At 51.6% G+C, this 16015-nt stretch carries 15 protein-coding genes and 1 pseudogene; 3 read left to right on the top strand and 13 right to left on the bottom strand.

Features of this window, described 5'->3' with window-relative positions:
- From C230_RS0102605 to C230_RS0102540, 13 genes and pseudogenes are all read right to left on the bottom strand, one after another.
- Positions 1 to 1144: pseudogene (locus C230_RS0102605) on the bottom strand (ATP-binding protein); the annotation flags it as partial.
- Positions 1145 to 1605: 461 nt separating this feature from the next.
- Positions 1606 to 2859 carry a Zn-dependent hydrolase gene (locus C230_RS0102595; protein WP_018130494.1) on the bottom strand — a complete coding sequence of 418 codons (1254 nt, stop codon included), beginning with the start codon at positions 2857 to 2859 and terminating at the stop codon, positions 1606 to 1608.
- Positions 2860 to 2882: 23 nt separating this feature from the next.
- A complete protein-coding gene (locus C230_RS0102590) occupies positions 2883 to 4232 on the bottom strand; it encodes a dihydroorotase (protein ID WP_018130493.1) in 1350 nt (449 codons plus the stop codon).
- Between the two features lie 30 nt (positions 4233 to 4262).
- Positions 4263 to 5027 (bottom strand): IclR family transcriptional regulator, encoded by a 765-nt coding sequence (locus C230_RS0102585; protein ID WP_018130492.1) that lies wholly within the window; start codon positions 5025 to 5027, stop codon positions 4263 to 4265.
- Between the two features lie 14 nt (positions 5028 to 5041).
- Complete coding sequence (locus C230_RS19190) at positions 5042 to 6640, bottom strand: HAL/PAL/TAL family ammonia-lyase (RefSeq protein ID WP_018130491.1); 1599 nt, start codon at positions 6638 to 6640, stop codon at positions 5042 to 5044.
- Between the two features lie 22 nt (positions 6641 to 6662).
- On the bottom strand, positions 6663 to 7298 hold the full coding sequence (locus C230_RS0102575; protein ID WP_018130490.1) for an ABC transporter permease: 636 nt from the start codon (positions 7296 to 7298) through the stop codon (positions 6663 to 6665).
- Between the two features lie 17 nt (positions 7299 to 7315).
- Positions 7316 to 8296, bottom strand: a complete 981-nt coding sequence (locus C230_RS0102570; RefSeq protein WP_018130489.1) for an ABC transporter ATP-binding protein — start codon at positions 8294 to 8296, stop codon at positions 7316 to 7318.
- A gap of 64 nt (positions 8297 to 8360) precedes the next feature.
- Positions 8361 to 9287 (bottom strand): ABC transporter substrate-binding protein, encoded by a 927-nt coding sequence (locus C230_RS0102565; protein WP_018130488.1) that lies wholly within the window; start codon positions 9285 to 9287, stop codon positions 8361 to 8363.
- Between the two features lie 17 nt (positions 9288 to 9304).
- Positions 9305 to 9949, bottom strand: a complete 645-nt coding sequence (locus C230_RS0102560) for an ABC transporter permease (protein ID WP_018130487.1) — start codon at positions 9947 to 9949, stop codon at positions 9305 to 9307.
- A 27-nt stretch (positions 9950 to 9976) separates the two neighbouring features.
- Positions 9977 to 11071, bottom strand: a complete 1095-nt coding sequence (locus tag C230_RS0102555) for a DUF917 domain-containing protein (protein WP_018130486.1) — start codon at positions 11069 to 11071, stop codon at positions 9977 to 9979.
- A gap of 39 nt (positions 11072 to 11110) precedes the next feature.
- Positions 11111 to 12757: a urocanate hydratase gene (locus tag C230_RS0102550; RefSeq protein ID WP_026174093.1), complete on the bottom strand. Its 1647-nt coding sequence runs from the start codon at positions 12755 to 12757 to the stop codon at positions 11111 to 11113.
- Between the two features lie 504 nt (positions 12758 to 13261).
- The gene (locus tag C230_RS23805) at positions 13262 to 13687 is read right to left on the bottom strand and encodes a group II intron maturase-specific domain-containing protein (RefSeq protein WP_083910423.1); all 426 of its coding nucleotides are present in this window, start codon (positions 13685 to 13687) and stop codon (positions 13262 to 13264) included.
- Between the two features lie 4 nt (positions 13688 to 13691).
- Complete coding sequence (locus C230_RS0102540; protein ID WP_018130483.1) at positions 13692 to 13904, bottom strand: hypothetical protein; 213 nt, start codon at positions 13902 to 13904, stop codon at positions 13692 to 13694.
- Positions 13905 to 14147: 243 nt separating this feature from the next.
- Between C230_RS0102540 and tnpA the strand changes: the two genes are divergently transcribed.
- The 3 genes from tnpA to C230_RS23800 are packed head-to-tail and all read left to right on the top strand — an operon-like array spanning position 14148 to position 15805.
- Positions 14148 to 14540 carry an IS200/IS605 family transposase gene (gene tnpA, locus C230_RS0102535; protein WP_040392712.1) on the top strand — a complete coding sequence of 131 codons (393 nt, stop codon included), beginning with the start codon at positions 14148 to 14150 and terminating at the stop codon, positions 14538 to 14540.
- Positions 14488 to 15708, top strand: a complete 1221-nt coding sequence (locus C230_RS0102530; RefSeq protein ID WP_245533952.1) for an RNA-guided endonuclease InsQ/TnpB family protein — start codon at positions 14488 to 14490, stop codon at positions 15706 to 15708. Before tnpA ends, C230_RS0102530 begins: the two co-directional genes overlap by 53 nt.
- Positions 15680 to 15805 carry a putative holin-like toxin gene (locus tag C230_RS23800; RefSeq protein ID WP_407635568.1) on the top strand — a complete coding sequence of 42 codons (126 nt, stop codon included), beginning with the start codon at positions 15680 to 15682 and terminating at the stop codon, positions 15803 to 15805. Before C230_RS0102530 ends, C230_RS23800 begins: the two co-directional genes overlap by 29 nt.
- Positions 15806 to 16015: the final 210 nt, after the last annotated feature.

Below are 16015 nucleotides of genomic sequence, written 5' to 3'. Positions count from 1 at the left end.
TGTGATAGACTCCGGCGATCTGCTGAAACTGTTCCGTTCGGTGCCGAAGTTCGGAAGCATCCGGCGCCCCCAAAGCAAAAACGGTCGCCATGTGTACCAATGGCTGTCTTGAACGAAGTTTCCGCTCCAGCGACGCGACGGTGGCCATGTCTTCCTCCAGCTCCAAAGGCACATCTTCGTCGTTTTCCACCCACTCCCGGTATTGCGCCTCGGCCGTCTTTTTCTTTTTTCGGAGGTGTTCCATGGCCTCGTGCGCCGCTTCTACCCGCACATGCAACGCGACGTCCACTGGGAAGGGGGTGTTTTCAAGCACCCCATACAGCCACTCAAACCCGGTGGGTTGATCCTCAGGGATCGGCTGGGGAACTCCAACCGTTGCAAAAAAGGTTTGATAAGACCTTGTATCATCCGGGTGTTCGACGATCAGTTGGGTCGGACGTTCGATGATCCGCACATCGGAAAGCGCCAGATACGCGGATCGGCTCGGCCTCAGCCAGCACTTCCCCCCGCGGGTGATCACCTGCACCGGGAGCGGATCGGGCAAAGTGCCTTTTGGCTCCGACAGACCACGGAAATAGGGCTTCCGAAGCCACCACTCGATGTCTCCCAGCGATGCTTTTTCCAAACGCGCCATCGGGGCCAGTTTCGCGATCCATTCTTCCGTCGTCTTACGCGCTGCTTCGAGGCGGTCTTCGGACAATACGTCCTGGCCCGTCAGAAAACGGTTCTTCACATCCAAAACACCAGTGGCAGCCTGCCGAAACCAATCCTTCCAATTCTCCATCGTCAGGTCAATGGTTATGCGCTGACGGTTCAGCGGTACGACGATCAGGTTGACCCGATGAAAGGGCAGGTAGTACCGCAGATAGTCCTGTACTTCCTTCTGGTGTTCCTGCCAGACGGGATTTCTGGATCGCCGCCCCAGATCCCGTACGATGTCATCCACTGACCATTGCCTAGCGAGAAGAAAAATCCAAAACTCTCCGGCCAGGTTCATGATTCCCCGTGTCACCCGATCGATGACCTGCTGCTTGATGTGGGGCGGCTGGAAGGCATACGGTTCCGATTGCACCCTGAACACGGCGTAGGCTTGACCCGTGACATCAAATATTCGGTTGTCTTCGATGTAAAGAATCGGTAGCATACAAAAAACCCCCCTTTCTAAATGAGGTGAAGGGGAGAAAAGATTCATAGAAAAGTGTGCCGATCGATCAATTTGTGTATTTTTTCCGTAATTTCCTCAATAAATTTTTCACCAAAAAGGACTTTAAATAGATCCCTCAATAACTCTTCCGTTTCTTGATAGATCTGAGGACCAAGCTTTGTCTTTTTTATAGAATAACTCAGATTCTGAAAATCCTTAATCATTATTGATCGTAAACGAGGTCGGCTACATGCCGCTGAACCTCATCGCCGCCAATCTTTTTGTAAGGTAATCACAAGCCCACTTCCTAACATAGATGTTTTCCCTCCGAGTCACTTTGGTTGGTAATTCAGAGGGTATATTTCGACTGGGGTGGGTCATTTTTATTTCGGCGATCCTGGGTCAATTATAATCCGGCGGTGACAAAAGTTTACAAGATGGTTTCTCTGCCACGTTATAAATCAGACCATACGATCAAATTGTAGAACAGCCCGTGCCAAAGCTTCAATACCCAGGGCAACGTCTTTGTAGTCGGTCCACTCTTCCGGACAATGACTTCTTCCGTCCTTGCTCGGCACAAATATCATGCCGATCGGAGCGATCCTGGCAATTTGATTCGCATCATGGCCTGCACCACTTGGCAAACGGATGGTTGCGGCGGTTGTTGCAAGACACGCCTGCTGGATAATTTGTTGCACTTCTGGAGATATACGGATTGCCTCCGAACGGGAAAGCAGATCAAACGTAACGGACAATCCTCTCCGGAATGCGATATCCCGCGCTTTTTGCATAAATGATTTGGCCACTCGCTCAATGAGCGTGACTTCGATCGACCGCACCTCCATTTCAAATACCACTCGTCCCGGGATCACATTGGATGCGTTCGGTTCGACCGTCAATTTTCCGACCGTACCGACCAGCGGTTCAGAAAAATGTTCTTTGCAAAGATGTTCCAATGCCATCACCATTTCAGAAGCTCCAGCGAGAGCATCGTACCGCATATCCATAGGTGTGGTGCCGGCGTGATTCGGTTTTCCTTCGACAACTACACGATACCGGTGAATCCCAACAATTCCCGTGACCACACCTAGTTTGTGATTCGTCTGTTCTAAAATTGGCCCCTGTTCAATATGCAACTCCAGATATAAGGCCACATCTCCTTTTTTTCTCGCACGTTTGGGAATCTCATCCGGGCACCCGCCCGCCATTTCCAGGCACTCTTTTAGAACACGCCCTGCAGCATCCTTTCTTTCCAGCATTTCTACCGGTAAATTGTTGACCATTCCTCTGCTGCCCACAGTGGAAATGCCGAATTCGGTCGGCTCTTCTGCCGTAAAATCCACAATTTCAAAAGAATGTCGCATTTCAGTATCTGTTTCCTTGATGCGACGGACAATTTCCAAACCAGCCAACACACCGATGATCCCGTCAAACCGGCCACCACCTGTTACAGTATCCGTATGGGAGCCAACCATAATCGGCGGTAACAAGGGATCTTTACCAGGCAGTCTCCCAATCAGATTCGACGCCGCATCCACTGTTACTTCCAATCCGCACTGGATCATTTCCTTCTTCAGCCAATTTCGCGCCTGTTCATACCAAGTTGTGAACGGCCTGCGGGTCCAACCCGGTTTTGTTTTGTCCACAAATGAGGACATCGTTTCAAGATCACGCCGTACCCTTTCTTCAATCGGAAATAAATGAAAATCTCCCATCACCGCTCGCCCCACTGTCATGGTCAAAGATGTTTTGCCGGAACGAACCGGCCGTATCCTGGAAATCCCAAGATTCCTTCACCAAAAATTTGTCTTCCACGCAGAAATGTGCTACTAATCTTTCCTTTCACGCGCCAACCGTGATAAGGGCTCCATCCCGCACTGGAGTGCAAATTTTCCTCCTGCAAGATGTAGCTTTGGTTGGGATCCAGAATCACAAGATCGGCGTCCATACCCTCTGCGATTTTTCCTTTGCAGTAGTCCAAGCCGAAAATGGATGCGGGTTTTTCAGACAGCAGACGCACCAGATCAAGGATGGTGATTCTGCCCTTGGCCACCCCTTCACTGAACAGAATCGGCAATAGCGTTTCCACTCCCGGTGCCCCGGAAGCATTTTGAAATATATCTTCGTGCGATTTTTTATCCATCGTCCACGGAGCATGATCGGACGTAATAATGTCGACTGAGCCGTGGGCAACCAGACTCCACAGTTGTTTGACATCTTCCGCTGACCGCAAAGGCGGATTGATTTTTCCCTTCGCGTGAAGGCGAAGCATGTCCTCCTCATGCAAAGTCAGATAATGTGTGCACGTTTCGGCAGTAATGCGAGCCCCTTGCGAGCGATAATACTCAACAAACTCAAAGATGCGCGGAACCGTGGTATGATACAGATGCGCCTTAACACCCGTCCAGTAAGCCAGTTCCATTACGGTTAGAGCTGCGGCCGACTCGGCCACTTTCGGTCGACTCCAACAGTGTACCCGAGGGTCTTTGGCTCCCATATCCCGAAACCTTATGAGATTCCGTCTGACGATCTCGTCCACTTCGGCATGTACCCCGACCGGACAACCCGTTTCCGCAATTATAGAAAATGCCTCGAACAAGTGTCCGTCGTCGATCCGCGGAAACCGGACAGGGTCGGTATTGAACATGGAAACTTTAAAACCGCATGCCCCCGCTTTTGCCAATCGCGGAATCTCATCCAACCCTCCTTCTTTTTTGATGGTAGCCAACAACGCCACATCGACGATCGATTGATTTTGTAAACGATTCAATTTTTCATAAAAGGCTTCCTCGGTGCAAATCATGCCCGAAGCGTCGTAGGGCATTTCGATGATGGTAGTCACTCCACCGGCGGCGGCGGCCTGACTGGCTTTCGTAAATCCTTCCGCAAGGGAACTATAGCAATGCACGTGCGCATCAATTGCACCGGGCAGTATATATTGTCCCGTCGCATCCACCATTTCCTTGCCCGTTACCGTTTCGTCTTTTGAAAAAACGCCGGCAATTTTCCCGTTGGTTACTGCCAAAACCGCATCGTACAACACCTGATCCGGTAAAACCGCATTTCCCTTGATCACCAAATCATACATTGTTTCTGCAGGATGAGGCTTCACATGTGTTCACCTCTCTGTTTGCAAGTTTTTGATAGGAGCGATTTGTTGCAGTTGGGCAGATATGTCATCCGCCGCTTGCACCACTTCCTGAATGACCGCCCGTTTCCTGTCTCCCGCCAATCTTGCGGCGGGACCCGCAACCGTGACACTGGCCACCACCCGATCATACTCGTCAAAGATCGGAGCCGCTGCTCCAAAAATGTCCGGGTCGACTTCCCCGACCGTGTTACAGTATCCCATCTCCCTTACCTGCCGGAGTTCCTCCAGCAAGTGTTGCTTCTCTTCCTCAGACAGCGATTGCACCACCTGTTCGATTACTTTTCTGCTTTCAAAGGCCAGAATCGCCTTCCCCGTTGCCCCGAGATGCAAAGGCAATGTTCGCCCGGTTTCAATGACAAAACGAATCATTCTTCTGCTTTCCACCATTTGAATGCAAGTCACGTTTAATCCGGCCCGGACGGCCAAAATCGAAGTTTCAGACGTTTTTTCCGTCAGTTTTTCCATAATCGGACGGGCGATCGTATGCAATTCTCGATCGATCTGATGCTGCAGACTCCTGGCCAGTTCCAAAATTCGCATGCCAAGACCGATTTGACCTTTGCTTTTGCGCTCGATAATCCCGTTTTGTTCCAACGTCTGGAGCAAACGATAGGTGGTACTCTCGGGGATCGAAACTTTTTCGCTGATATCGCTCACGGATAGTGTCATATCCGCTTCTGCCAGCACGAACAAAATGTCTAAGGCACGCGCAAGTGTTTGTGTCCCGTTCATTTCAACCTCCTCCATCAGTCAACCGCGAGAGCGCACACTCGACTGATTTGATCCAGCAGTTCATCGCCTTCCAACAGTTCGATCATTCGTTCTACATCTTTTACCATATAGCGATCTTCCAGAACGGGTGGGATCGATTCCCGGATCAGACGATGCAACAGTGCAGTACCCTTGCCCAGTGACAACCCCTTCATTTTATCTACGAGCAAATCGATCGCTTGTGCAGCGCAAAGCAGTTCGATAGCGATCACCTTCCTGGCGTGATCCAGCATCTGCAAGACTTTGCGCACCGAGCCCATCCCCATACTGTTGTGGTCTTCCTGGTTCCCTTTTGCCGGGATTGAACCGATGCTGGCCGGCGCCGCCAGCACTCTCATTTCCGCTACGAGAGCCACCGCATTCGCCTGCAGCAGGGCTAACCCGGTGTTCAGCCCAATACCGTCAGCCACCAAATTTGCCGGAAGGCCGTAGCTCATGGCTGGGTCAAGCAAACGGGCGGACCTCCTTTCGGACAAAACGGCCAAATCTGTCAGTACAATACCCAAAAAATCCATTGCATACGCTAGGAGACCGCCGTGAAAATTTCCGCCGCTCAAACTCTGATACCCGTCGTCACAGGGAATCAACAGCGGATTGTCAGTCGATGCGTTTAACTCTCTTTCCAAAACCGTCTCAATATAGTGTAAAACATCTTTTATACCGCCGTGAACTTGCGGAGAGGAACGCAAACTTACAGCATCCTGCACCCTCGGAAACCGCTCCCCAAGCCGCTTGCGTCCCTTTTCAGTTGTCCATTGGCTCCCATCCAGCATCGCTAGTACGTTCCTAGCTGACTGTTGTTGGCCAGGGATCCCTCTTGCCGCATGGATCCTTGGATCGTAGGCCGCCAGTTCCCCCCGCATCGCTTCCAGACTTAATGACAGAGCCATATCGGAATGCGCAACAAGTTTTTTGGCCTGCATCAGAGCGTGGATCGAAGCAGCCAATAACACGGTGCTGCCGCTCATCAGAGCCAGAGCTTCCCTGGCGGCGAACGAAAAATGGACGGGAGAAATACCCGCTTTTCCCAGCATCTCCGTGGCAGGCCCTTGTTCACCCCTGTATCGAACAGTTCCTTCCTGCATACCTGCCAAGCAAAGACCAAGATGGGCCATCGGCTGCAGGTCGCCCACACCGAGTGAACCCACTTGCGGCAATAAGGGGTACACACCATGGTTGAGAAACGTCAAGATTCTTTCTATCAGTTCGGGCCTGACTCCGGAATGCCCCCGGCTGAGCACGTTCGCCCGCAATAACATGGCCAATCTCACCACCTCGTCGGGAAACGTAGGGCCCAGGCCGATCGCATGCGAATACAGGATTTTCCGCTGGAAAATCTCTTGATCTTTTTCCTCCACTAAGTGGTCCTTTAATTTTCCCAACCCTGTGGTGATGCCGTAAATAATTTTCCGTTCCTCAGCCAGCCACTTCTCTATCTGCCGTCGTGCCCGAGCCACTTTCTCGCGGGCTTCCGGTGCTAGGACAATGGGGATGTCCGGACTTTCAATAAAGTCGGAAATCTGCTTCATTGTTAAAGAAGTACCGTCTATCACCAGCGTTTTTGCTTGCTGCATGTGTGCTCCCTCCTGTCATCCCCTACGCAAGTTCTCCCCTGGCTTTTAACAAGGAACGCCTTTCCAGCCACATCAATAATTGATTCAATACGATCGCCAAACCGGAAACGAACAGAGTGCCCCAGACAATTTTTGGTGTGGAGTTTTGATACAATCCTTCAAACAGGATCACACCCAGCCCGCCGGCATTCACCCAAGCCGCCACCGTTCCGATCCCGATCACCGAAATGGTAGCGATTCGAATTCCTCCGAGGATGGCGGGCAGTGCGAGCGGAAGTTGAATTTTCCAGAACAGTTGAAACGGATTGAGTCCCATTCCCCTGCCTGCTTCAAGCACAGCAGGATCAACCGATTGGAAACCGACCATCACATTCCGTACCAAAATCAGTTGGCTGTATGCCACCAAGGCAATAATCGCAGGTTTTTGTCCAAGTCCGACCAGCGGTATCAGGATCGCAAACAAAGCCATACTGGGAATCGAATAGACGGTTCCTAACACGGAAAGAACCGGTACCGATAACCATTTTATCCGCCAGAGAATCACCCCGAGGGGCAAGGCAAACAGCAGCGCGATTCCAACCGACGAAAAAGTGAGTACCACATGCTGAACAAACAATTCGAGAATCCGGTCATGATACCTGATCAGATAGTCAAACATTTGGCCCTCCGTTGGAGCTAGGAAGCGGATATGCATTTGACCGCTTCGTCCTGAATCTTTAACTGTGCCAACGTGATCCGCCCGATCGGCGTTTGCTGGTCATCTTCCACAATTACCGAATCCACCTCACTTCGAAGGATCAAGTTAAGTACTGTTTTCAAGTTTTCATCCTTCGAAACGCGTTTTTCTTTGGGATGGATGTCCCCTTTTATCGGTGCCATAACGGTCTCGACTTTCATCAGACTTAGGCGCTGGGTCACGTCTTCCGAATGAACCAGACGGCTGACGAATTCATTTGCCGGATTCAAAATGATATTCAGAGGCGTGTCATATTGTTGGATTTTCCCTTCGTTCATGACGATGACTTTGTTCCCCAGTTTGATCGCCTCTTCCACGTCATGGGTAACAAACAAAATGGTTTTGTGCAAATTCTTCTGAATGTGAATCATTTCCTCCTGCAGGCTGGAGCGTGTAATGCTGTCAATCGCACCAAACGGCTCATCCATCAGCATGATGGCCGGATCCCCCGCCATCGCCCTGGCCAAACCCACCCGTTGCTGTTGTCCACCCGACAATTGTCTGGGATAGCGTTTGCAAAAGTCACGCGGCGGCAGATGCACCAGTTCAAGTAGAAACTCGATTCGCTCTTTAATCTTTTTCTCGTCCCACTTCAGGATTTTCGGCACCGTCGCGATATTTTCCTCGACAGTCATATGCGGAAACAACCCTACTTGCTGGATCACATAACCGATTTTTCGGCGCAATTCGGTCACAGACACCTTGCTGATATCTTTCCCCATGACAAATATCCTGCCGGAGGAAGGTTCATAGATACGGTTCACCATCTTCAAAAGCGTCGTTTTTCCACAACCGGAAGCGCCCAGGATGGTGACAAAGCTGCCTTCCTCAATCTGTAAGTTGGTTTCGTAGACGGCGGGACGAGCAGCTTTCGGAAATGTTTTCGTGACTTGATCGAACGAAATGGCGTACCGAACCACTCTCTGCGTGCCTCCTTTGAAAGCGGATCCGGCTTCGCAGTTCGAAGCCGAATCCGCCTGCTGGTTACTTCAGGATCCCTTCTTTTTGCAGAAACTCTTTTGCGATTTCCGTATATTCACGTTTTTTGATATCCACTTCGGCATTCAGTTGTTGCATCTTTTTACTGTCAATCTTGGAGGATACTTCGTTCAACACCTTTTCAATTCCCGGATCTTTCTGCAGGAGGTCCGACCGAACAACCGGCGCGACATAGTAAGGGGGCCAGAATTTTTTGTCATCTTGCAGCAAGACCAGATCCGGATTGGTCAAATCCCCGTCTGTCGTAAACCCAACGGTAACATCCGCTTCATCGTTCAACAAAACGCGGTATTTTACGCCAAAATCGTAGAGTTTCATACTCTTGAAATTAAATCCGCCGTAAAATTTTTTCAACCCTTTTAAACCGTCTTCCCGTTGTTCAAACTCCGGTACCGCCGCCATTCGCAACTGAGGCGCCAATTGAGCAAGTTGCGATACGGTGTACAAATTGTATTTTTCCGCTACCTTCTTCGTTGTGACCAGCCCTTGCGAATCGTTCGCCTGGGTCGGTTTCAGCCAGATCAGGTTAAACTTTTCTTTGTAGTTTTTGGAAACCGTGTCGTATACTTCCTGCGGATCGGATTTTGGAGGCAGCTTCAAGATATCGATCAGTCCCGTTCCCGTATATTCAGGATACATATCGATATCCCCGCTTCTCAGAGCCTCGTGGGCTACCAATGTTCCGCCCAGATTCAGTTTTCTCTCGACTTTGTATCCGGCGTTTTCCAGGGCCAGCGCGTACATTTCTCCCAAAATCAGCGACTCAGTGAAATTCTTCGAACCGATTCGCACTGTTGGTTTCTTTGCTTGTGGGCCCACTCCCGAATCCTCACTTTTGGAACTGCAAGCGGTCAGAAGCATGGAGGCAATCATCAGGAAAACGGTAAGCTTGGCAAAAACATTTTTGTACATATTGTAACCCCCTCGATCTAATCTCGCTGATACATCGTTATCCAGCGTTCAACTCCGGCAAAACAAGCTTCCGAAAGAATAGCCAATGTTGCAACAGGAATGGCACCCACCAACAACAAGGAAAAATCGTACATTCCCAGACCGTTGACAATAAATGTACCCAACCCCCCTCCCCCAATAAACGCCGCCAATGTAGCGCTGGCGATCACCTCAACCGCCGCGGTACGAACACCGGCAATGACGAATGGCAACGCTAAGGGAAATTCGACCTTCGTTAAAATTTGGTGTTTCTCCATTCCCATACCGACAGCGACCTCCAACACAGCAGGGCTGAGGCTGCGAAACCCAAGAAACGTGTTGATTAAAACAGGAGGACACGCCAGCACGGTGAGCGCCACCAGCGCCGGGGTAAATCCCGTGCCCAAAAACGGCAACACGATCACGAGGATTGCCAAACTCGGCACCACTCGCAAGGAATTGACAATGTTCATCACAGATGTTTCAATTTTTGGATTTTTCGCACAAAAAATCCCTAAAGGAACACAAAGCAAGATACTGACAAGCAAAGCAAACGCGCTCAATCTGGCATGGACCATCACCGCGTCCAGAAAGCGATCTTGATTTTCCAAAATATATTGCAGTGCCTGGTGTATCAGTTCCATCCGTTACCTCCATTCCTCTGTTCGGAGTCAGCAATCCGGGTTCAATGCGTATTCGGCGATAGAAATCCCAAGTGCCCGCTCCACTTCCGGATATACGGTAGCGTCACGTACGCTGGAGCTCAACGGAATATATTTTTTGCTGATCGAGAAAACAGCCAGTTCCATTCCCAACTGAATGTCTCCCACACGAACCGGTTCACCTGTCTTCACCGACAATGTGGTAATCACATCCGGATACGTTGTAAGACGTTTCCCATGAGCGTCGTCCACCGCCATGTATTCATTCATTACGTGCAGGGTCAGGGGAGTTCCGGAAACATCCAGCACGATTTTCCCTATATCAAACGCTCCTGAATACATAACATCATTGTGGATCACTTTGCCGCAGGCGAGAATTTGCCCGTTCGTTTTTTCGCAGATCGCACGCATCACCGCTTCGGGACCTTTGTATTCCACTTCGAGGATCGCCTTTCCCAACTCAATCGCTTTCGAAACACCTCCAATTGCGGCATGCTGCCTGATATAGTGTATCGGAAGCGGATGTCTGGCACACGCGATGAAACCGCCCGACATATCCGACGCTGTTCGTAAAATGGTGGACGTTTTGGCCGGAGTCCCCTTGACCACTAACTCCAAGTACGAACCGGTGTCGCGCCTGCCCCCTACGACCACCTGGATCGTTTGAAAGTCAAGTCGAGCAGCCAGTCCCATCGAACCCATTTTTCCTGTCGGATGTGCACGCATATCGCCCGTTGCATCCACAACCACCAAATCCAGCGCGGCTGCCGGCAACCAGCCGTTAATGGTACTTGACATCCCGTTTTGCGGCGTCATCACTCCTACCACTTTACCATCAAAATTTTCCATCAATAACTCGACAGCCCTGATGTAATCGCGCCCTCTCATCTCCCAATCTCTTCCTGCCGGTGCCCCAATTGCAGTGGCAGTCACGATGATCGCATCATCCGGCAGTTCATCGACAGACGCCAGTTTCGGTTTGCCGATTGTGATCGCTGCACTCCCGATTTCCAATCCATGATCCGGCCATCCCCCTCCACCCGCAGCATACACAGAACCTCCCTTGACTGCTGCCTTCACATCATCCATGGTTAATTCACGCATCTTTTTGCCTCCTCACTTCCCCTTTTCATGTCAAACTCTTTAGTCCGTTTTAAGGGGGATGTATGCTAGTGCCTTTTTCTCCACTTCATCCAATGCCTCACTGTAGCCTGCGTCCGCATAGCGCATCACACCGAGAGAAGTGTCGTTGGTGATGGACAGCCGCAAGCGCTCATCGGCCGCCGCCGTACCATCGGCCACCACGGTCACGCCAGCGCTTGTCATATAGCCGGTATATCCTCCTCCGCCGGAGTGGATTGCGACCAGATCCGCCATAGAAGAACAATTCAGCATCGCATTTAACAAAGGCCAATCTGCGATCGCATCGCTTCCGTCACGCATTCGCTCCGTCATGATGTTCGGATGAGTCATCGCGCCTGCATCCAGATGATCTCTGGAAAATGCAATTGGACCAGACAGCGTTCCGTCTCGCACCATCCGATTGACGGCAAGCGCCAATCTTGTGCGGTCACCATGCCCAAACCATCCGATCCGAGCTGGCAAGCCTTCAAACGGTATATATTGATTGGCTAACCGTATCCAATTAGTAGCAATCTCGTTATCCGCAAACTCTCGCAGAATAAATTGATCAATTTTATGAATGTCCTCCGGGTTTCCCGACAATGCGACCCAGCGAAACGGACCAATCGCCCGGCAAAACAGCGGGCGGAGAAACGCTTCTGTAAAGATGTCGATCTCAAAGGCGTCAGACACCCCATGCTGATACGCCTGTGTCCGGATGTTGTTTCCGTTGTCAAACACAACGGCTCCCCTCCGCTTGAAAGCCAGCATGGCTTGCACTTCCTTGGCAATAGAAGCTCTCGCATCAGCTATCAGTTTTTCCGGGCACTGCACACGGGCTTCTCCTACATCCTTCATGCTATAGCCCTCAGGGATATACCCGTACAGCAAATCATGGGCAGAGGTTTGGTCTGTCACGATGTCCGGAATGATTCCCCGTTGCAAAATTTTCGGGTAGATCGTTGCTGCATTACCAACCAATCCGACCGACACGCTTTGTTTTTTTGCTTTTGCCTCTTCAATCCACGCAAGGGCTTCATCCAGTGAAGAGGTTTTCTTTTGTAAATAGCCGACTTGAATACGCTTGTCGATTCTGGACTCATCGACTTCCACGCAGAGAATGGCTGCATTGGCCATCACCCCGGCAAGAGGTTGGGCCCCTCCCATTCCACCCAATCCGGCAGTTAAAATGAAGCGACCCGATAAATCACCGTGAAAGTGTTTCCTGGCAATCGCCGAAAAAATCTCGTAGGTCCCTTGTATGACGCCTTGGGAACCGATATATTGCCAGGCGCCTGCAGTCAATCCTCCCCACATAATCAATCCTTTTTCCTGCAAGGCGTAAAAGTTTTCGCTTGTGGCCCATTTGCCCACCAAGTTGCAATTCGCCATAATGACCAGCGGAGCGGAAGCATGGGTTTGCAGGATGCCGATCGGTTTTCCGGATTGAACCACCAATGTTTCATTCTCTTCAAGTTTTTTAAGGCAATCGACGATAGCATGATAGGATTCCCAGTTTCTCGCCGCTTTGCCTAAAGCCGCATAGACGACCAACTGCTCGGGATTTTCCCCGTTTTCTAACACATTTTCCAACATTCTGAGTAATCCTTCTTGCCGCCAACCTTTACAACGGAGGACACCTCCTCGAGCTGCCCGGATCTCTCTCATAGCTACCTCCTTTTTATCAATATACGATAATATATTATCACTATATAGTGTAAGAATAATCGATCGAGTCAAATAAGTCAATAGAATAATCTAAAAAATGTTGTTCGTCTGTGTTGGTATGATCGAAGTGAAGCCCCCACCGGGCGATCCAGGGGAGGGACGAGGTACTCTTACAGGCGAATTCCTCTACCAAGGAAGCAGGTGGTGGCGGAAGCGAAGCGCAGAGCAGAGCAGAGGGCGTGCCGCACAATTTCCTGGGCTGTAAAGCTCGTGTCTGTGTTTGGTCGGCCCCCTCTGCGCACTGCCCGCGTGGGTACCGGAGCAACGGGAGAGCCCGAACAAGTGAGTGCGTGCGTGACGCGTCATGAAAATCCGCCTTCTGCGCTCCGAAGCACGTTTGGAAGAGAGGTAACGTTCCTGGAGTAGAGTAAAGGGCTGGGGTTACCAGCCCCTTCTCATCAAACCGTACGTGCGGTTTTCCCGCATACGGCTTTCCGACTTTCTTCACTTTGGGCAGTACGTACTTTCCATGAAGTGGCGGTTTTCAAGCCCATCTGGAGTAAGCATGTGATAGAAGTCAACATAACGTGTTTTCCGGCGATTATGCTTCTTATTCCAGAAAATCTCCAAACGCCTGCGAATATACCAGTCGATCTTGCTCAGAAACCGATTGGTTGCACCGGGGTCAATCACGGCATAGTAGTTCCTCCACCCTTTTATAATGATACAACCTCCTGCCCCATCAACAAACGGTTCTTCACATCCAACACGCCGGCAGCCGCTTACCGGAGCCAATCCCGCCAATTCTCGCTCGTGAGATTGAGGGTCACCCGCTGGCGATTCAGCGGTACGACGATCAGGTTGACCCGGTGAAAGGGCAGGTAGTACCGCAGATACTCGCTGACCTCCTGCTGATGCTCCCCGCCACACCGGGTTATTGAACCGTCGGCGACCACTGTTTGGTCAGCAGGAAGATCCACAGGTCCCCGAACAGGCTCATGAGTCCCCGCGTCACCCGGCCGATGACGTGCTGCTTGATATGAGTCGGCTGGAAGGCATACGGTTCTGAGGCCACTTTAAAAACGGCATAGGCTTGGCCAGCGATATCGAATATGCGATTGTCTTCGATATACAAGATTGGCAGCATAAAAAACCCCCTCCCTGTATCAGGGGAGGGAGAATAATTTGGATTGTAGATCGGCACTGACGACTGGTATAATATCCCTGTGCAATAGAATCGGCTCGCAAGGGTGGCCGGCCGATCCCCTATGAAAGGGGGTGAGGCCATGACCAAAACCCGGCCGCCGCAAGCCCCGGGCTTCAGCCTTGGGGATAAGGCGGCCAAACCTTGCACTCTCAATTAGATACATTCGTGGTGTATAATAGTCTCATGGAATACAAATCCAACCGAAACGTTGTGTATTCATGCAAATACCACGTTGTCTGGTGCCCGAAGTATCGCCGAAAGGTTCTGGTGGGCGGTGTAGATCAAAGGCTTAAGGAGATTCTCCGAGCCATAGCGGATGAACGCCGTGCTGAAATCATCGAAATGGAGGTCATGCCGGACCACGTACACTTGCTTGTGGAAGTAGATCCGCAGTTTGGCATCCACCGATTGGTCAAACAGATGAAAGGTCGGTCGTCGAGAATCCTGCGCCAAGAATTTCCGTGGCTCAGGAGCCGGTTGCCGTCGTTGTGGACCAACTCCTATTTTGTCTCCACCGTTGGGGGTGCGCCGCTTGCTGTCATCAAACAGTACATCGAAAACCAAAAATCGGTATGAGGTGCGGCGGCTGCGCTTGGCCCCCACTCCACAACTCGATGATTTGGCGCGCGTGGCAGGCGAACTGTATTCCGCTGTGGTCGTAGATTTTTGGCGTACCGTTCGCAAACGAGGCATCTGGCTCAAGCCGTCGTCGATGATGCGGTGGCACACGTCGAACCATCTCCATGCCCACAGCGCGGATGCGGTGGTGCAAAGTTTCTACGCCGCCCTCAAATCCTGGCGCAAGCGCCGGAAGACAGATCCGCAGGCCAAACCGCCGCACCGTCGGCGGCGCTACTACCGGGTCCAGTGGAAATCGTCCGCGATCCGGATCCGGGAAGGAAGGCTCATTCTCTCCAACGGGCTCGGGAATGCTCCGCTGGTCGTGCCGTGGCCTTGGGAAGCTCCTGTTTTGGTCGAACTGGGTTGGACGGGCACGGCCTATGAACTGCGGGCTGTGTACTCCCGGCCTGTGGTAGAACCTGTTACGGAGGGAGGCACAGCCGGAGCGGACCTGGGCGAGGTCCATCTGGCCGTGGCCCACGACGGCGAGCGGACGACGATTTACAACGGGCGGGAACTTCGGGCCAAACGGCAGTATCAGAACAAACTCAAAGCCCGCCTCGCCGCGAAGCAGTCGCGGATGCGGAAAGGGTCACGCCGCTGGCGCAAGCTCCAACGAAGCAAGAAAAAACAGTTGCGAAAACTTGAGAATCAGATCTGGGACATCCTGCACAAGCAGACCACCGCTTTGGTCTCCACGCTCCACGAGAGAGGCGTGCAGACGGTGGTGATTGGCGATGTGCGGGATTTGCGGAAGCGGGTGGATTACGGGACTGCGGCTAACCAGCGGATTCACCAGATGGTCACAGGGAAGGTTCGCTGGCTGATCACCTACAAAGCCGAACGGCTTGGGATGCGAGTGGTTCTCCAGGACGAGGCGTACACCTCCCAGGAATGCCCGCGATGTGGGAGTCGGCACAAGCCCCGAGGGCGTCAGTATACCTGTTTGGTCTGCGGGTTCCGTTTTCACCGAGATGGCGTCGGGGCGGTCAACATCCGGCGCAAGTATCTGGGCCAAGGCCCAGTAGTTGGGGCGATGGCGTCCCCCACGGGTGTGCGGTGGCATCCGCACCTGCGCACCCGCGTAGCTCGCGATAAGCGAGAAAGAATCCCCGCCCTTTAGGGCTGGGGAGAACGTCAAGGTATATGAGGCGCTGTCCCTGATGATTGCATTCGGGCTTCTAGTTGCCACGATACTGTCCTCCAATAAAAACAAGTAAGCCACCCTTGTGCATTGGCGTGACAGGGTGACTTACTTCCGCCATAAAGAGCCGGCCCCTTTGTGGGCGACTATTGTACCGACCGTGGGTGTTGCAGCACCTGCGGTCGTTTTTATTATATGCTGAGGACAATGCTTCTATTCACATTATGGCAGATGATTGCGGGGGAGTCAAGATCAACCATCTTTCCGGGGATATTGCTGAATCTCT

Origin of the sequence: Effusibacillus pohliae DSM 22757, assembly GCF_000376225.1 — a bacterium.
GTDB classification, from domain to species: Bacteria; Bacillota; Bacilli; order Tumebacillales; family Effusibacillaceae; genus Effusibacillus; species Effusibacillus pohliae.
The sequence above is the reverse complement of the archived record's forward strand: the minus strand, read 5'-3'. Positions and strand labels throughout refer to the sequence as shown.